Origin of the sequence: Amycolatopsis orientalis DSM 43388 (genome assembly GCF_000411975.1) — a bacterium.
Taxonomy (GTDB): Bacteria; Actinomycetota; Actinomycetes; order Mycobacteriales; family Pseudonocardiaceae; genus Amycolatopsis; species Amycolatopsis orientalis_D.
Genome location: NZ_ASXG01000060.1, coordinates 1 through 17283, shown reverse-complemented (window position 1 = coordinate 17283; position 17283 = coordinate 1). Strand labels below are relative to the sequence as shown.

The 17283-nt window shown below is 71.9% G+C and carries 17 protein-coding genes and 1 pseudogene; 9 read left to right on the top strand and 9 right to left on the bottom strand.

All coding sequences use genetic code 11. The annotated features are described in order from the left end of the window. The first annotated feature begins 43 nt into the window (after positions 1 to 43). Together L942_RS10250 and L942_RS10245 are read left to right on the top strand one after the other, a co-directional pair. Positions 44 to 871, top strand: coding sequence for an LLM class flavin-dependent oxidoreductase (locus L942_RS10250; RefSeq protein ID WP_037358043.1), 828 nt, complete (start codon positions 44 to 46; stop codon positions 869 to 871). Positions 872 to 2191: 1320 nt separating this feature from the next. Then, entirely contained in the window at positions 2192 to 2608 is a 417-nt protein-coding gene (locus L942_RS10245; RefSeq protein WP_063695750.1) for an STAS domain-containing protein, read from the top strand. A gap of 67 nt (positions 2609 to 2675) precedes the next feature. Here the strand turns inward: L942_RS10245 and L942_RS10240 are convergent, their stop codons facing one another. Further along, a complete protein-coding gene (locus L942_RS10240) occupies positions 2676 to 3221 on the bottom strand; it encodes a bifunctional nuclease family protein (RefSeq protein WP_037358040.1) in 546 nt (181 codons plus the stop codon). A gap of 209 nt (positions 3222 to 3430) precedes the next feature. On the opposite strand from L942_RS10240, the gene L942_RS10235 reads away from it, so the two are divergent. The 3 genes from L942_RS10235 (at position 3431) to L942_RS10225 (ending at position 5180) form a co-directional block, all read left to right on the top strand. Then, entirely contained in the window at positions 3431 to 3883 is a 453-nt protein-coding gene (locus L942_RS10235; protein WP_051165857.1) for an ATP-binding protein, read from the top strand. Continuing rightward, positions 3880 to 4665, top strand: a complete 786-nt coding sequence (locus L942_RS10230; protein ID WP_037358037.1) for a SigB/SigF/SigG family RNA polymerase sigma factor — start codon at positions 3880 to 3882, stop codon at positions 4663 to 4665. Before L942_RS10235 ends, L942_RS10230 begins: the two co-directional genes overlap by 4 nt. A 101-nt stretch (positions 4666 to 4766) precedes the next feature. Further along, the gene (locus L942_RS10225; RefSeq protein ID WP_037358034.1) at positions 4767 to 5180 is read left to right on the top strand and encodes a VOC family protein; all 414 of its coding nucleotides are present in this window, start codon (positions 4767 to 4769) and stop codon (positions 5178 to 5180) included. 460 nt (positions 5181 to 5640) lie between these two features. On the opposite strand, the gene L942_RS10220 is transcribed toward L942_RS10225, so the two are convergent. Beyond that, positions 5641 to 7191 carry a S53 family peptidase gene (locus tag L942_RS10220; protein WP_037358032.1) on the bottom strand — a complete coding sequence of 517 codons (1551 nt, stop codon included), beginning with the start codon at positions 7189 to 7191 and terminating at the stop codon, positions 5641 to 5643. A gap of 139 nt (positions 7192 to 7330) precedes the next feature. On the opposite strand from L942_RS10220, the gene L942_RS10215 reads away from it, so the two are divergent. After that, complete coding sequence (locus L942_RS10215) at positions 7331 to 8542, top strand: SGNH/GDSL hydrolase family protein (protein WP_037358030.1); 1212 nt, start codon at positions 7331 to 7333, stop codon at positions 8540 to 8542. On the opposite strand, the gene L942_RS10210 is transcribed toward L942_RS10215, so the two are convergent. After that, a complete protein-coding gene (locus L942_RS10210) occupies positions 8529 to 9827 on the bottom strand; it encodes an MFS transporter (RefSeq protein WP_037358027.1) in 1299 nt (432 codons plus the stop codon). The two genes, L942_RS10215 and L942_RS10210, sit on opposite strands and share 14 nt — an antisense overlap. 154 nt (positions 9828 to 9981) lie before the next feature. Between L942_RS10210 and L942_RS10205 the strand changes: the two genes are divergently transcribed. After that, positions 9982 to 10602, top strand: a complete 621-nt coding sequence (locus L942_RS10205; RefSeq protein ID WP_235079024.1) for a DinB family protein — start codon at positions 9982 to 9984, stop codon at positions 10600 to 10602. Here L942_RS10205 and L942_RS10200 read toward each other — a convergent pair. Together L942_RS10200 and L942_RS10195 are read right to left on the bottom strand one after the other, a co-directional pair. Continuing rightward, positions 10514 to 11383: an LLM class flavin-dependent oxidoreductase gene (locus L942_RS10200; protein WP_037358024.1), complete on the bottom strand. Its 870-nt coding sequence runs from the start codon at positions 11381 to 11383 to the stop codon at positions 10514 to 10516. The genes L942_RS10205 and L942_RS10200 overlap by 89 nt on opposite strands. Before the next feature lie 14 nt (positions 11384 to 11397). Further along, on the bottom strand, positions 11398 to 12297 hold the full coding sequence (locus L942_RS10195) for an alpha/beta hydrolase family protein (RefSeq protein ID WP_037358021.1): 900 nt from the start codon (positions 12295 to 12297) through the stop codon (positions 11398 to 11400). Positions 12298 to 12441: 144 nt separating this feature from the next. On the opposite strand from L942_RS10195, the gene L942_RS10190 reads away from it, so the two are divergent. Then, a complete protein-coding gene (locus tag L942_RS10190; protein ID WP_037358018.1) occupies positions 12442 to 13017 on the top strand; it encodes a TetR/AcrR family transcriptional regulator in 576 nt (191 codons plus the stop codon). A 33-nt stretch (positions 13018 to 13050) separates the two neighbouring features. On the opposite strand, the gene ligD is transcribed toward L942_RS10190, so the two are convergent. After that, complete coding sequence (ligD, locus tag L942_RS10185) at positions 13051 to 14040, bottom strand: non-homologous end-joining DNA ligase (RefSeq protein ID WP_037358015.1); 990 nt, start codon at positions 14038 to 14040, stop codon at positions 13051 to 13053. Between the two features lie 89 nt (positions 14041 to 14129). Here ligD and L942_RS10180 point away from each other — a divergent pair, with 89 nt between their 5' ends. Continuing rightward, positions 14130 to 14471, top strand: a complete 342-nt coding sequence (locus tag L942_RS10180; protein WP_037358013.1) for an MmcQ/YjbR family DNA-binding protein — start codon at positions 14130 to 14132, stop codon at positions 14469 to 14471. Between the two features lie 563 nt (positions 14472 to 15034). Here the strand turns inward: L942_RS10180 and L942_RS10175 are convergent. The 3 genes and pseudogenes from L942_RS10175 to L942_RS10165 all read right to left on the bottom strand — a co-directional run. After that, the gene (locus L942_RS10175) at positions 15035 to 15607 is read right to left on the bottom strand and encodes a YbaB/EbfC family nucleoid-associated protein (protein ID WP_037358012.1); all 573 of its coding nucleotides are present in this window, start codon (positions 15605 to 15607) and stop codon (positions 15035 to 15037) included. Positions 15608 to 15731: 124 nt separating this feature from the next. After that, on the bottom strand, positions 15732 to 16154 hold the full coding sequence (locus tag L942_RS10170) for a type VII secretion target (protein ID WP_051165856.1): 423 nt from the start codon (positions 16152 to 16154) through the stop codon (positions 15732 to 15734). Between the two features lie 7 nt (positions 16155 to 16161). Continuing rightward, positions 16162 to 17283: pseudogene (locus tag L942_RS10165) on the bottom strand (hypothetical protein); the annotation flags it as partial.

Here is a 17283-nt window from a genome sequence, read left to right as displayed (position 1 = left end):
TCCCGATAGCGTCTTGTCCGACCGATCCGGAGGGGGATCCTCGATGACCGACCACGTTCGCTACGGCCTCTACCTGCCGCCGTTCGGCCCGTTCGGCGATCCGGCCGTCCTGGTCGACCTGGCGGTCCGGGCCGAAGCCGCCGGTTGGGACGGCGTGTTCCTGTGGGACCACGTGGTGCCCGCGATGCCGCCGATCGCCGACACCTGGACCACGCTCGCCGCGATCGCCCAGGCGACCAGCACGGTGCGGCTCGGCCCCATGGTCACGCCGCCGAGCCGCCGCCGGCCGTGGGTGCTGGCCCGGCAGGCCTCGACTCTCTCCCGCCTGTCCCGAGGCAGGCTGATCCTGGGCGCAGGCATCGGCTCCGACGAAACGGGCGACTTCAGCCGGTTCGGCGATCCGTCCTCGCCCGCCGCGCGGTCATCGCGGACCGACGAAGCACTGGACATCGCCCGCGCGATGTGGGCTGGGGAGGCGGTGCGACACGAAGGGTCGCACTATCGGGTGAACCTGGACGCTGCCGAGCCGGAGCCGTATCCCATCCCGGTGTGGACGGCCTGTTCGACCCAGCACGAACGGGTGCTGCGCCGGGCCGCGGGAAGCGACGGCATTTTCCCGAATCCCGGGCCGGTGCCGTTGCCGCCCGAAGAGCTGGCTCGCCTGGCCGCTCTCGTCCGGCCGCCGGATCGCCCGTACGAAGTCGCGGTGTCGGGCAACGCGAGCCCAGCGTGGGACGACCCGGGCCCGGCAGACCTCGCGGCGCTCGCCGAGGCGGGGATGACGTGGTGGATGGAGTCGCTGATCCACTTCGATCCCCTGGATCTTTCCCTGACGGTGGTGGACGCCGGGCCGCCCCGGATCGGGGGTTAGCCGGAGCGGGCAGGGCTGGGTTCGCCGTGGCGTTCCCACGGGACACGTCGGAGCGACGCAGCCGAGCCAGATCGGCGATGCCTGCGCGCTGGCCGGGGAACGCTTAGGCGCGTCGGATCGTCAGGCAAGTGGACAGGCGGAAGCAGAACCCCGCCCTGCTGCCCAAGGCGCATCGGGTCGGGCGGCTGGGCGAGGTGTGCGGCAGCGCGCCTCCCGCCACGGACAACCGCACCGGACACGGCCAGCCAGGACTCGCGGAAAGGCAGCGCAGAGCACAACCACGCCCAATTCCGACCTGCCCGAGGCACGGCCCACCCCGCCGCAGGCACCAGCACAAAGGCCCGCCCGCTCGAGACATAGACGGGTTCGAGGAAGGGCGGCGCAGCCGCAGAACCACGTCTAGCGCCCGGCCCAAGGCACAGCCGCCTCGCCTGCAAGCAGCAACACGCCTCCACCGGGCCGCACGTAACCGCACCAGGCACGTCGCGCCGCGAGATTGACGAGATCCGAGGAAAGGCAGCCCAACAGCCGAAACACGTCCAATGCCCCCACCCCAGACACAGCCGCACACAGCAACGTGCCGCACGCAACCGCACAAGGCACGTCCCGTCGAGAGATTGACGAGATCCGAGGAAAGGCAGCCCAACAGCAGAAACACGTCCAATGCCCCCGCCCCAGGCACAGCAACCCACAGCAACGTGCCGCACGCAACCGCACAAGGCACGTCCAAGTGAGAATTAGACGAGGTTCGCGGAACGGGCCGCAGAACCACGCCCACAGCACAGCCACTCCGCTGCGAGCAGCAACACGCCTCCACCCAGCCGCGGGCAACCCACCGGATGAGTCCGGTCGCGAGATAGCCGGAGGGCGTGCACCGGAGACCACGCTGCCGCGCGCCTGCCCCAGTGCCGAACCGAGGCGCAGCCGAGCCGTCGGGCAAGTTCCCGTTCGCGGCAACAAAACCAGCCCCGCACCTCACGCGGCCTTCACGAACGTCGCCGCGCAGCAAATCTCCCCGCTCGCTGGCAGGAACGTCCCCCGCGGCCGGATTGTTCTTTCTCCCCAACGTTTCCGACCCCCGCGGCGCGGCGCTCTCCCCACAGTTGCCTGATCGTTCAACCACTTTCGCGCCGCCCGGCGGAGGCGGCCGGATGCCGGTCGTCCCCCTTCGGCGGCTTCCCTGGGCGGCGCGGGAGAGCTACGGTGGAGGGTGGTTGAGCCTCCAGCCACCGCGATCCGTCCCGCGCGCCGGGATGCCCGGTGCCCGGCCGGTCCGGCATTCCGCCGCAGCCCTGTGCGCGGCTCAGAGAAAGTGCCGTGATGACCGCCGCGCACATTGCCCGACTGCCCGCACTGCCGTCGCCGGACCCGACGGGGATGCTCCGGCTGCGGGTCCGCCATCCCGCCCCGGGAACCGCCCTCGTCGAAGTGTCCGGGGAGGTCGACCTGGCGACCGCGCCGCGGCTTGCCGAGGTCGTCGAAGCGCGGTTGCGCAGCACCATCGGCCTGGTGATCGTGGACCTGCGCCGGACGACCTTCCTCGGCGTCGCGGGCCTGCGCGTCCTGATCCGGCTCAAGCTGCTGGCCGCCGGGGCGGACAAGGATTTCTACGTCGACCCGGGCGCCGCGCCCACGGTCCGGCGGCTGTTCGCGCTGTTCCCGCTCGACTGCGTCCGCGCCGGGGCCGCCGAGGGGCTCGCCGAGGTCCCGCTCCCCCGGCCCGCCGAGAAGGCCTGACCGAGGCCTGACCGTCCACTGCGGACGCCGCAGCCCGCGGCCGGAAGCCGAATCGTTCAACCCGCCATCACGCGTCCGGGTCGCGGAAGTCCTCCGGGCTCACGTCGTCCAGCAAGTCCCGGAACCGGCGGATCTCGTCCTCGGCCGCTACCGCCGGTTCGTCCAGGTCGCCGGCCGCGTCGAGCGCCGACCCGAGGGCGGTCTCGTCGCCCGCCGCCACTGTCACGTCGACCGCCGCCTCGTCGAGCACGGCTTCCGCAACCTCCAGCGGAGCATGGGTCCGCAGGCCGATCGCGATCGCGTCGCTCGGGCGGGCCGACACGCGCACGCCGCCGGACAGGACGAGGTCCGCGTGGAAAATGCTGTCCAGCAGCTGGGTGATCTCGACCCGTTCCACGCGCTGGCCCAGCGCCGCCAGCACCTCGATGATCAGCTCGACCGTCCCGGGCCGCGCGGACACGACCTGTTCCTGCGCGGCGGCCAGTTCCTGCGCTTCCGGCGCGCCGATGGTGATGGCGAGCCACCGGCGCGAGCCGGATTCCTCGCGCAGCAGCACGACCGGCGCCGACTCCTGCGCCACCACGGCCAGCCCCTGCACCCGCACCTGCACCATTGGGGGTCACCCCGCTTCCCGAAAGGTTCTCCCTGCTGACTACCCAACCTCCAGCGGTTTGTCACGCGAAATCGCCGTCGGCCGCGCGCCGGATTCGCCTGGGAAGGCGGCGCGGACCAGCTGGCGCCGGGCGTAAACGTGCCGCTGCGCACAGTCGGGAATCCCTCGCCGCACGTGTCGATCGAGCCGCGTTTGGGTATGCGGGAGCCATGAACGACGAGGGACCCGGCAGCCGCGCCAGCGGCGGCATGCCAGCCGTGGACCGTCTGCTCGACGAGGTGATCGAGCTGCGGCTTCCGGCGGAGACCTACCAGATCCCGCTTGTCCGCATGCTCGCGCAGGCAGTCGCCGCGCGGGCCGATTACGGGCTGGACGCGATCGCCGACGCCAAGATGGCGGTCGACGAGGCGTGCGCCCAGGTCGTTTCGACGGCCGCCCCCGGGGCCGCGATGACCTGCCAGTTCACCGTTTCGCCCGAGGGGATCCGGTTCGGCGTCCAGACCCGCACCCAGCAGCCGGAACCGCCGAGCGAGCGAAGTTTCGGCTGGCACGTGCTGACCACGCTGGCCTCGAACGTGTCGGCGCGCTGCGTCCCGGACCCGGCCGACAACGGCTACACGCTGAATCTCGACCTCGACCTGCACCGGGAGGCGAGCGGGTGAACCAGCAGCCCGTCACCCGCCACCGGGACGAATACGCGCACACCGCGCCGCTGTTCCAAGAGCTCGCCGCGCTGCCCGCCGACGACGAGCGGCGGCCGCGGCTGCGCGAACAGCTCGTCACGGAATTCCTCCCGGTCGCCGAGCACATCGCCACCCGGTTCACCGGGCGCGGCGAACCCCGCGAGGACCTCGTCCAGGTCGCCCGGATCGGCCTGATCAACGCCATCGACCGGTTCACCCCGGACCGCGGCCCGGACTTCCTGTCCTTCGCCGTGCCGACGATCATGGGCGAAATCCGCCGGTACTTCCGCGACACCGGCTGGTCGGTCCGCGTGCCGCGGCGGCTCAAGGAACTGCACCTGTCGCTCAGCCGCGGTTCGGCCACCCTGTCGCAGACGCTCGGCCGCGCGCCGACGCCGACCGAACTCGCCGAGCACCTCGGCCTCGAGCTTTCCGAGGTGCACGAGGGACTGGTCGCGGGCCACGCGTACCAGACGCTGTCGGTGGACAAGCCGGTGCACGACGACGCCGAGCCGCTGCTGCTCGCCGACACGCTCGGCGGCGACGACCCGGAAATCGAGCACATCGAGAACCACGAGGCGCTGCAGCCGCTGCTGCGGGAGCTGCCCAAACGGGAGCGTGCGATCCTGGTGATGCGGTTCTTCGGCGGTCTCACCCAGACCCAGATCGCCGAGCAGGTCGGGATTTCCCAGATGCACGTGTCCCGGCTGCTGTCGCAGACCCTCGAGCAGCTGCGCGACAAGCTCACCGGCGAACCCTGAGAACACCCGCGACGGGGGTCGCCCGACCGGGCCTGATCCCGTTGTCGCTCCCCCGCGGATCTGCGACGATTCGGGCCCGTCCATCAGCTGAGGAGGGCCCGATGGCCTCGAGACTCAACCCGTACATCAGCTTCGCGGGCAACGCGCGCGAGGCGATGGAGTACTACCACGACCTGTTCGGCGGGAACCTCGCGCTGAACACCTACGGGGAGGCCGGCGCACCCGCGGAAGCCGGCAACGCCGACCAGATCATGCACGCGATGCTGGAGGGCGACAACGGGTTCACGCTCATGGCGTCCGACGTGCCGCCCGGCATGGAGCACCAGCCGGGAACGAACATCTCGATCAGCCTCAGCGGCGACGACGGCGACCTGCTGCGCCGCTGCTGGGACAAGCTGTCCGAGGGCGGAACCGTGTCGGTTCCGCTGGAGAAGCAGATGTGGGGCGACGAATTCGGCGCCTGCACCGACCGGTTCGGCATTTCCTGGATGGTCAACATCGGCCAGCAGGGCTGAACCGGCGTTCAGCCGTCCGCTTCGATCTCGGCCCCCATCGGCGGCCAGTCGAAAGATGAAGGCCGGTCGAGGGGACCGGCGTGGACCGCGATGCCGCCCGCGGCGAAGAACACCGAGGGCGGCATCACTTCGCCGCAGTGGTCGCGGTCATTTCACACGACCCGGAAGGTCCCGATGGAGCCACGTCGCCCGGCTCCATCGGGACCGACCGCACCGCCCTGCCGCTGCCCATCCGCCGTGCCCGCCGCAGCGAGCGGCTCTCGCACGCGCCGGTGCGCACGACGGGCTCGGCGGAGTGTGCCGTACTTGCGGGGTCGGCGATTCCGGCGACGGCACCAGCGGACGCCCGGCGGCCTCGGCCTCCGAGAGGAGACGCGGCACGGCTTCGCATCGGCGAACGCCTCGCCCGGCCGCGTCATCGAACTCCTGGACCGCGGGCTGCCCCGTCCGCACTGTCCATTCAGGACGATTTACCGCCGAGAAGCTTCTGCAGCGCCGCGCCGTCGGGCACGCCGAGGCCGGTGCACGCGTCCCATCCCGCCGCCGCGGAATACGCGCCGTTGCTGCCTTCGGTGATGTCGCGGAACCCCGGCTGGACCTTGCCCGCGCCGACCCCGGCGTACAGCTTGCTGTGGACCAGCCCGAACCCCCGTCCGGCCGTCTGCGCCAGCCTCGCCAGCAGTGCCGACCACAGCGGCGAAACCGCGCTCGTGCCGCCGACGACGATCTGCTGTCCGTCGACCAGCACCTGGTATCCGGTCGCCGGATCCGCGTTGCCCGCCACGTCCGGGACCCCGCGCCCGGGTTTCCCGCCCCCGGCCCGCGCGGGCACTCCGGCGGCCTGCTGGTAGTCCGGCACCGGGAAGACGTCGCTCACGCCGCCGCCGGTCGAGCCGCCGCCTGCGGTGTTCCAGACCGTCTCGGAGTTCACTGTGGACGGTGGGGTGCCGTCGAGCTTGGTGCCGCCGCAGGCGAGCGCGTGCGGGCTCGACGCGGGGAAATCGACGTGCTGCGCCCCGTCGGTCTGGCCGTCGGCGCTGCCGTTGTCGCCGGACGCGCAGCACACCGTCACGCCGAGTGCCGCGGCGTCGGCGAACGCCTGGTCCATCGCGGTGCGGGCCTGCGCCGTCCACTGGTCCTCGGACTGGCCCCAGCTGATGCTGACCGCGACCGGGGTCGGCGTCGCGTGCACCGCGGTGCTCACCGCGTCCAGGAAACCCTGGTCGGTGTTCGGCGCGAAGTACACGACCTGCGCGGCTCCGGGCGCGACCGCGCCGATCACCTCGATGTCCAGCAGCACTTCCCCGTCCGCCGAATTCGGGTCGCCGGTCGGCGCGTTCTTGCCGCCGTCGACCCCGGCCGCGGTCACCTTCGGTTCGGTGATCTTCAAGCCGGAGAAGTACTTCGTGAGGTCCTCCGGCTTGTACCCGCCGCCGAGTTCGATCACCGCGACGGTCTGCCCGGAGCCGTCGGTGCCGGCCGGGAACCCGTACAGCTGCCCGACCTGATCCGGCGTGTAGCCCTTCCCCGCGGCTTTCTTGTGCAGCCGGAACATCGCCCGCGCCTGCGGCCGTTCGTCGAGGCCGAGCACGGCGACCACGACGTCCCCGAGCGCGGCGGGCACTTGCAGTTCCCCGCTGCGCGCGGCGAATTCGCCGCTGTCGCCGTGGCGGACCCGGTTCAGTTCCGTCTTGAACGCGGCCGTCATCGCCCGCGCCGGGCCTCGCACCGAGACGCGCCGCGATCCGGCGTGCACGTCGGTGACAGTGAGCCCGGCGTCGGTGAGGACGGTGCGCACCAGATCGAGATCGTCGGCGGCGGCACCGTACCGGTCGGCGAATTCCTCGGGCGCGAGCGGTTCGCTCAGCGCGGCCACATCCAGTTCGGCGCGCCGCCGGAGCACGACGGTCGCGGTGACGGTGGCGTCCGCGTCGAGCGGGCCGAGCACCTCGGCCTCAGCGAGCGCGGGACGCAGACTTCCGGACAACGGTACCCACTGTGAGTCAGTCATTGCTACATGGTCGCCCGCTGGCGACCGGAGCACCACCGCCGTATCCCCCGTCCGGCGGCAAAACCTGTCCGGTCTTCTGTCGACCCGATGGCTGGGACCGCGGATGCCGGCGCCGCACGGACGCGCGCACAGTGTCTCCATGAAACGGATCCTTACTCTGGGCACGGCCGCCGTGCTCACGCTCGGCGCGGTCACCGCGTCCGGCAGTGCCGAGGGCGATCTGGCCGCGCATGGCTGGGTCGGCACGTGGGCGGCCTCGCCCGCGGCCGCGGTAGCGAACACGCCGCAGGGATATCCGAACTACTCGATCCGCAACGTCGTGCACACCAGCGCCGGCGGCAACCAGGCCCGGGTGCGGCTTTCCAACACCTTCGGCACCGCACCGCTCACCTTCGGCACCGCACCGCTCACCTTCGGCCACGTGACGCTCGCGGTCGCCGCCGACGGTCCGCGCGCGGCGAGCGGCACGATGCGCACGCTGACGTTCGGCGGACAGTCCACTGTGGTCGTTCCGCCCGGGGCCGAGGTGCTCAGCGACCCGGCGTGGCTGCGCGTTCCGGCCGACGCGGACCTCCTCGTGACCACTTACGTGCCCACGCCGTCCGGCCCGGTCACCTACCATCCGCTCGCCCAGCAGACGTCGTTCTTCACCCGCGCCGGCGACTTCGCGAGCGAGGAATCCGGCGCGTCGTTCACCGAGCAAACCGCGGTGTGGCACTACGTCAGCGAAGTCGACGTACGCGGACCCGCACGCGGCACCGTCGTGACGCTCGGCGATTCGATCACCGACGGCGCGCACTCCACGCCCGGCGCGAACCGGCGCTGGCCGGACCGGCTGAGCGACCGGCTGCACGGACGCCTAGGCGTGCTCAACGCCGGAATCAGCGGAAACCGGCTCCTGCTCGACGGCGGCGCCGCGGGGCGCAACGCGCTCGCCCGGCTCGCCGACGACGTGCTGGCCAGCGGGGACGTCCGCACGCTGATCGTGCTCGAAGGCATCAACGATGTCCAGCAGAACCCGCACCAGACCGACCCGGCGATGATCGTTTCCGCGCTGCGCCAGATCGTCGCGCAGGCCAAGGCGCGGGGCATCCGGGTCATCGGCGGCACGCTCACGCCGTTCAAGGGCTGGAAGGTCTACGACCCGACGCTGGAGAAAACCCGCCAGGCGGTGAACGCTTTCATCCGGACCAGCGGCAGCTACGACGGCGTCGTCGACTTCGACGCGGCTCTCCGCGATCCCGCCGACCCGCTCGCGATGCTGCCGGCTTACGACTCCGGCGACCACCTGCACCCGAACGACGCCGGGTACCAGCGGATGGCCGACGCGGTGCCGCTCACTCTGCTGTGACCGGCACGAGCGGCTTGTGCGGGAACGCCAGCACGGCAAGGAGACTGAGCACGCCGACGCCCACCATGTAGAGCGACACCGACAACGACGTCCCGGTCGAACTCTGCAGCGCGGCCGCGATCAGCGGGGCGAACCCGCCGCCCAGCACCGCGCCCACGGCGTAGGCGAACGACGATCCGCTGTAGCGGAACCGGGATTCGAACAATTCCGAGAACAGCGCCGACTGCGGCCCGTACGTAGCGCCGAGGCCGATGTTCAGCACCACCACCGCGACGATCAGCAGCCACGGCCGCGCGGTGTCCACGAGCAGGAAGAACGGGATCGACCAGACGACCAGCAGCACGGAACCCGCCAGATAGACCGGCTTCCGCCCGGCCGAGTCCGACCAGATCGCCGACGCGACAATGCTCGCCAGCCACACCACGCTGCCGACGATCACCACGACCAGCATCGTCGTGCTGGACAGCTTGAGCACCGAAGTGCCATACGACAGCAGGTACGCGAAGAAGATGTAGCCCAGCGCGGTGTTCGCGATGAAGCTGACCGCGGCCGCGAGCACCTGCTTCGGCCGCGCGCGCAGCACCTCCGCGATCGGCAGCCGGCTGCGCGCGCCGGTGCTGCGCAGCTTCGCGAACACCGGGCTCTCTTCCACGCGCAGCCGGATCACCAGCCCGACCACCACCAGCACGAGGCTGACCAGGAACGGGATCCGCCAGCCCCACGACCGGAAGTCCTCCGCCGACAGCGAGCTGTTCACCAGGAAGAACACCAGCTGCGCCAGAATCAGCCCGGCCGGGACGCCGATCTGCGAGAAGGACCCGTACCGGCCGCGTTTGCCTTCCGGCGCGTGCTCGACCGCCATCAGCGCCGCACCGCCCCATTCGCCCCCGGCCGAAATCCCTTGCAGCACCCGGAGAACGACGAGCAGCACCGGGGCGAGCACGCCGGCCTGCGGGTAGGTCGGCAGCACGCCGACGCCCGCGGTCGCGAGCCCCATCAGCACCAGCGAAGCGACCAGCATCGCCTTGCGCCCCACCCGGTCGCCGAAGTGGCCCCAGACGATCCCGCCCAGCGGCCGCGCGACGAACCCGACGCCGAGCGTCGCGAACGCGGCGAGCGTGCCGGACGCCGGGGACAGCGACGGGAAGAACAGCTTGTTGAAGACCAATGCGGTCGCCGTGCTGTAGGCGAAGTAGTCGTACCACTCGATCGTCGTCCCGACCGCGCTGGCGAGAGCCACCCGCCGGATCCGCCCCGCCGGGTTCGCTTCCTGCTCAAGCACCACTGCCGAGCCCCCCCCTTCTCGTCCAGGCGGGTCATCTTGGCACGGCGGATCCCCTCCGGTCGACCACCGGAAGGCGGGGGCTTCGCCTGGCAGCAAGCAGTGCCGCCGCGGAAACTTGGTTTCCCCGCGTCTCCGCCGGTGCGAAGGTCGGCCGGTGCCCGATTCCTCCCTCGCTTTGCTGCGCTGGCAGTTCGACCTCGCCTGGTCGCTGTTCGAGTACCACCTGGAGCGGCTCGAGCCCGACGACTTCGGCTGGTCGCCCGCCGCGCTCTGCTGGACGATGCGGCGGGCCGAGGACGGAACGTGGACCCCGGACTGGGCCGACCGCGAGCCCGATCCGGTTCCGGCGCCGACGATCGGCTGGCTGACCTGGCATCTCGGCTGGTGGTGGAGCGTCGCCCTCGACCAGCTCCGCGGCCGGGAGCCTCGGGAGCGAGCCGATGCCGGCTGGCCGGGCCCGGGCGAACCGGCCGTCGAATGGCTCCGCGGCCTGCGTGCGGACTGGCTCGCGGCGCTGGACCGGCTCACCGGCGCCGACCTGGCCTCCGCCGTCCCGTTCCGGCCCGAAGGAGACCCCCCGGCGCACCGTCGGGCACCTGCTCGCATGGGCGAACGCGGAGCTGATGAAGAACGTCGCGGAGATCGGCCAGCTCCGTCTTCAGCGCGCCGCCCGCTGAGAGAAACCCTTAGCCCGCCTTGGCGATCAGCTCGTCGGCGACCCACCGCGCGGCCCCGGCCGGATACGGCGCGGGCAGCCCGAGCACGACGTGGCTGAACCCGGCTTCCAGCGCCTGCCCGATCGCCGTCCGGGTGAGACCGGGCTGGTCGTAGGACACCGGCAGATGGATCGAGCGCGTGATCTCCGCCGGGTCGCGGCCGATTTCCGCGCAGTACCCGTCCAGCATCGCGCTGCGCTCGACGGCGTCCGCGATGTCCCCGCCGGGGATGTTCCAGAGGTCGGCGTGCTCGGCGACCACACGCAGCGTCGCTCGGGCGCGGCCGCCGATCATGAACGGCGGATGCGGACGCTGCACCGGTTTCGGGTTGCCGAACGCGCCGGTGAGCTGAAGGTGCCTGCCCGCGAAATCGAACGGCTTGTCCTCGGTCCACAGCTTCCGGATCACTGTGCACGCTTCGGCGAACCGGCCTACCGCGTCGGCGGTTTCCAGGTACGGCAGGCCGTGTGCTTCGTACTCCCGGCGGGCCAGCGGGTGGCTCGGCCGGGAACCGACGCCGAGGCCGAAGTCGAGCCGTCCCCCGGAGACGACGTCGACGGTCGCGGCGATCTTCGCCAGCATCGCCGGCGGACGGAACCGGTTGCTGGTCACCAAAAGGCCGAGCCGGAGGCGCTCGGTGTGCGCCGCCAGCGCGGAAAGCAGCGTCCAGCCCTCGAAAACCGGCCCGTCCAGTTCTCCCGCGATCGGCAGGAGGTGGTCGAACAGCCAGGCGTGCTCGATGGCCGGCAGCGCGTCCGCCTCGCGCCACACCTGCCGCAGCGAGGCGTAGTCGGTCTGCATCGGCGCGGTCATGATGCCGAACCGCGGTTTCGTGGTCATCGCGGGAAGTCCTTTCACTCGTGGGAGTCGACGCGGCCGAGCGGGCTGTCGGACGTCCCGGTCCAGCTGTCGTCGCCGGGAATGAGCGCGCTGCGGAGATACGCCGTGGTCAGGCGCTGTTGCAGGGCGACGCGTTCGGGGCTTTCGTCGGTGGTCTCCTTGGCGTCGTAGTCGGTGATGCCGCCGAGCGAATGCTCCGCGCCGAAGAGCGTCAGCAGGCTCTTCTCCCCCGGGCTGAGCCGGTACGCGTCGGTGAACCAGTCCGGGCCGCGCACGGAAAGCATCGAATTGTCCTGGTCTCCCGCGACGAACAGCGCCGGCGCCTTCAGGCCGTCGAAATTCGGGCTCATGAACGGGAAATTCTCGGCCGCGAACGGCGACAGGTCCGCGCCGCCGAGCCCGGTGAGCGCGAACAGCACCCCGGCGGACACCCGCGCGTCGGTCAGGTCCTCGCCGAGGCTCCCGTCCGCCTCGACGACGCGCGCGCCCAGCAGCATGCTCGCCGACTGCGCGCCCCAGGAGTGCCCGGCGACGGCGATCCGGCTGTGGTCGACTCGCCCGTTCAGGCCGGGCAGAGCCGCTTCGAGAGTGTCGAGACGGTCGATGGCGTGCCGGAGATCTTCGACCCGGAACCGCCAGATGTTCGGCGTGCGCGGGTCTTCCGCGGGCAACGCGCGGGTCCGCGAATCGAGATGCGTCGGCTGCACGACCACGAATCCGTGCGCGGCCCAGTAATCGGCGAGCGGACGGTACCCGTCGAGGGACGAGCTGAACCCGTGCGAGAACACGATCACCGGCAAGTCCTGGCCGGTCGCCGGGGCGGACACGCGGACCAGCAGGTCCTCGCCGCGGCCCGGCGCGTCGAGCCGCACCGGCTTCACCGAGACGACCGGGGCGGGCTGTACTGCGGACATGGGAATACCTTCTTTCGCCGTCCGGGCGCGAGGATGTGGTGGCCGGCGGCCCGGTCTGGCATCATGAGCAAACGGAACATTGCTCCGGTAACTATACGGAACACTGTTCCGCTTGTCTAGCGGCGGCACGAGGAGGAGCGGCACGTGGCGGAGAACGCGGGGGCTCGCACGAAGCGGGCGGACGCCCGGCGCAACGAGAAAACCCTGCTCGACGCGGCGGCGGCGGTGTTCGTCGCGTCCGGCGTAGATGCGCCGGTGCGCGACATCGCGACGCGGGCGGGCGTCGGCGTGGGCACGATCTACCGGCACTTCCCCACCCGCGCGGACCTGATCATCGCGGTGTACCGGCACCAGGTCGAAGCGTGCGCCGACGCGGGCCCGAAACTGCTGGCGGACAACGACTCCCCGCACGCCGCGCTCGCACAGTGGATCGACCTGTTCGTCGACTTCCTCGTCACGAAACACGGGCTGGCCGGGATCATGCAGTCCGACCACAGCGGCTTCGAGGCGCTGCACGCGTACTTCCTCGAACGCCTCGTTCCGGTGTGCTCTCAGCTGCTCGCCGCCGCGGCCGAGGCCGGGGAAATCCACACCGACCTCGAGGCCATCCACTTGATGCGCGGCGTCGGCAACCTGTGCATCGGCGCGGAAGCCGACGACAGCTACGACGCGCGCCGCCTGGCCGGGCTGTTGATCACCGGGTTGCGGCAGGCTGACTGAGAGAAGGCAGGTGGCACGCGGCGGCGGGAACGCTCAGCGGGCCGGCACGGTGACCTCGTCCGGACGCCGTTCCGGACGCAACCCGCGCCAAGCCGTGTGCCGCAGCCGCCCGTCGCCCGGGGTCAGGCGGCGGTACACGACCTCGCCGACCACCTCGGGTTCCAGCCAGTGCGCGCCGCGTGCCCGGTCCCGCGGGACCTGCTCGGCGAACGGGCTCGTCTTGCGCTCCAACGGAACCAGCTGCGCCTGCAGGTCCTTGAGCATCGCGTCGGTGAAGCCGGTGCCGACGTCGCCCAGGTACCGCAGCTCCCCCGACTCCGGGTCGTGCGCGCCCAGCAGCAGCGCGCCGATCGTGCCCTCGCGGCGGCCCTGGCCCGGGCGCCAGCCGCCAAGGACCACCTCGGTCGTCTGCACCAGCGGGTGCTTGAGCCAGTCCGGGCTGCGCCGTCCCGGGTGGTACCGCGACCGGCGGGCCTTCACCATCAGGCCTTCGAGCATCATTTTCCGCGCGACGTCCAGCAGCCCGGCCGGAGTCATGCCGTCCTCGGCGAGGTCGCCGTGCAGGTACCAGGGCGTGATCGCGACCAGCTGCCGGTCCGGCGGCTCGATCTCCGCCAGCAGCCCGCGGCGTTCCTCGTACGGCGCGTCGAGCAGGCTTCGCCCATCCAGGCTGAGCAGGTCGAAGGCGAAGTACGCGACCGCTTTCCAGGTGCGGTTCTGCAGGAGCCCGAAGTCGGGCCGGCCGTGCTCGTCGAGGGCGACGATCTCGCCGTCGAGCACCGCCGGACGGCCGCCCAGCGCATCGCCGAGCGCGCCGGCCAGCTGCGGGAACCTGGCGGTGAAGTCGTTGTCGTTGCGGCTGGTCAGCAGCGTGCGCCCGTCCGGAGCGACGCGCATGGTCGCCCGGTAACCGTCCCATTTGAATTCGTAGGCGTACGCCGGGTCGTCGCGCAGCCTGCCGCCGTCGGGCGACGCCAGCATCGGCTCGATCGCGGGCGGCATGCCGCCGGCCACTTCGGACATTCGGGCACCTCCGCGCACCACGGTAAGCCGAACCCGCCGGATCCGCCGCCGTAAGATGGCCGGGTCCACGACGGAGGGGGCCGGGACCGGTGCCGAGCAAGGATTTCGAACGGATCATCCGCAAGCTGCGCGACGTCGAACGCGGCAGCGGCCGCGACTACACGTCGTTCAGCGTGCGCGGCAAGCGCTTCGGCTACCACTGGCCGCGCACCGACACGGTCGGGCTCAAGCAGACCATCGCGGAACAGCAGGCGCTCGTCGCGGAACGGCCGGACGTTTTCGAGGAACAGTTCACGTCCGGCGGGTTCGGCTGGGTGGTGGTGCGGCTGAGCGGCATCGAGGCCGACGAACTGGCCGAACTCGTGTACGAGGCGTGGCGGCTGTCGGCCCCCGAGGACCTGGCGGCCGAGGTTCCGCTGCCGCAGCTCTGACGGACCGGTGCCCAGGCAGGCACTGCTTCGCGGCGGTCGGCGCTGGCGCGTTCGGGGTGCTGGTCGGCGAGGCGGTCCTTGGGGCGACTGCCGCTTCTCCCCGCTAGGCCCGGCCGCGCCTCTGTCTCTGCCCCGCCTCGTCCTAATGCGGCAGAGTTCTGGTCGGCAGGGCACCGCTATCCCCACCCGGTCTCGCCGCCCGCAAGCAGGCCCGCCGACCTCGGCGTCCACATCGGACGACACCCCGGGCAACACCGCACCGGGTCGCGGCGATCTTCTTCGTGTTCTGGCGGAGGGGTTTGCGGTGTCGGTGCAGGGACTGGTCGCCGGGGCGATCTTGGTGTACCACCCGCTTTTCACCGCCGAGCCCGGCCCCGCCGATGTCTCAGCCCAGCAAGTGCCCGCTTCGTGCGGCCCATCCGTCGAAGTGGGGCAGAGTTCTCGTCGGAGGGCGCTGGTCTACCTGCGCTACCTGGCCGACCGCAAGCAGGCTCCGGCATCCACATCGGACTGTCCACGAACGACAGTGCGCCCCGGCTGCGGGGCCGGGGCACACTATCGGGTCACCAGGGGTTGTTGTCCTGCTCGTCCGGGTCGATGCCACCTGGACGGCGGCCCGGCGGCGGCGAAGCGGGACCGCCGGGCGCGGGCGGGCGCGGCGCGCCGCCCGCCGGGGGCGGCGTCTGCGGCGGCTCCGGCTGTTCTTCCGTGCTGTCCTGCGGCTCGGCCGGGTCCGGGTCGGGGTCCGGGAAGCGGCTGCGGAGCGAATCGAGCATGGCGGCGCGGGTGTCCGGGTCCTCGTCGCCGAGGCTGCGGCCCATCACCTCGGCCACGCGGTCGGTGATGCCCGACTGCGCCTTCCGCATGGTCTCGAGCACCATCCGGGAGAGCTCCTCCGGAGGGATGGTGCGCGTGCGGGAGCTGAACACGAGGTCCGACACGACCCCGTCGGCCCCGACGGTGACCTGAACTGTCCCGTCCGGGCTCGTCGCGGTCAGCCGCAGCCGCTCGGTTTCCTGCTGGGCCGCCGCGTAGCGCTCCGCCTTGCGGGCGAACCCGGCCGCCCATTCGTCCATTCGCCGGATTGCGTCGTCGGGGTCCCTGATCAGGTCGCCCAGCCCACCCGCGCTGGTCATGCTTTTCGTTCTCCTCGAATCCCGTCGCCCGCGCCGCTGCGGACGGGTCCTGTCCACGCCGGGACCGGCACTGTCAATTCCCCGACGGTACCGCCCGCCGCCGCGCCGCGAGCGCGGCGCCTCGCTACGTCGCGTCCGGCGACACGCCGCGTTCCTTGGCCGGCAACGGCTGCCCGCCGCCGACGCGGAACCGCTCCTTCAGCTCCGCGCTGCGCTCGGTGCTGAGCGGCCCTTCGGTCGCCGCCTTCTGGAACGGCTTCGACTGGCCCTCGTCGCCCTCCTGGTAGGACTTCGCGGCGGTCCGCACGTTGTCCGCGGTCGCCTGGACGCCCTCGACCGCGCCGCTGATCGCTTCCTTCGCCTTCTCGCCGGTCGGGTTGATGATCGGCGGCAGGAAGGCGCACAGCAGCCCGTACGCGTCGTCGGACATCGCGTAGTCCGCCGCCTGCACCGCGGTGTTCAGCCGGTCCACCAGGCCGTCCAGGTGGCTCGCGTGCGCCACGAGGTCGTCGGGCTCTACGCGGAACCCCTGCGCGTTCCCGCTCATCGCCGCCTCACTTCCAGTCCTTGTTCTTCCAGTCGCCGATCACCGGCGGGGCGACGACCTCGTCCGGCGCGAAGAACGACGGATCGTCCGACTCGACGAAGCTCGCCACCTTGTGTTCCTTGTCCTCCGGGCCTTTGCCGCCCTTGCCGCCGCCCATGGCCCCCATGCCGGGAGCACCGGCCGCGCCCTTCGCGCCGGCGCCGCCCGCACCCGAGCCGCCGCGCCCGGCGACGCCTTCCTCGGCCGGACCGGAGCCGCCCGCGCCGCTGAACGCTCCTCCGCCGCCGGAGCCCGCGCCGCCCTTGCCGCCGCCCAGGCCGCCCGCACCGCCGCCGAGCCTGCTGCTGATGCTCTCGCCGTTGACGCCGCCGACCTTGCCGATGCCGCCGAGCTTCTCCCCGCTCGGCCCGGTGCCTCCGCCCGGGAACAGCGGTTTGCCGTCCGGGCCGATCTTGCCCGGGGTGAACGGCTTCGGCTCGTACGGCTTGATCCCGCCGGGGCCCTCGGGGATCGAGGGTTTGAACGGCTGCGGCTTGTACGGAGTCGGCTTGTACGGATCCCCGTCCTTGCCGGTCGGAATCGGCGGGATGGCCGGCGGGGTGAACGTCGGGTTCCCGCCGCCGGGGTTGCCTCCGCCGGGGATCGGCGGGATGTTCGGCGGAGTGAAGGTCGAGCCGCCGGGGTTTCCGCCCGGGATGGGCGGGATGCTCGGCGGGGTGAAGCCCTGCGCCCTCGTCGAACCCGGGTCGTCCGAACCCGGGATCGACGGCAACGACCCGCCGCCGCCCGGACCGCCGCCGCTGCCGCTCTGCGGGATCTTCAGCGAGGCCGGGTCGAACGTGTGACCGGGCTGCTGCCCGCCGGGGCCGCCGGTGCCGCTGCCCGGACCGCCGCCGCCAGGACCGCCGCTGCCGCCCGGACCGTACGGGGTGCCGTCCGGCCCGATCGGCTGGCCGTTCGGGCCGGCCGTGGTCCCCGCCGGGCCGATCGGCTGGCCGTCGGGGCCGAGCGGACGCCCGTCCGGGCCGATGATCTGCCCGTTCGGGCCGACCGTGGTCCCGGGCGGGCCGATCGGCCTGCCGTCGGGACCGAGCGGGCGGCCGTCCGGCCCCACCCGCGGCCCGCCGGG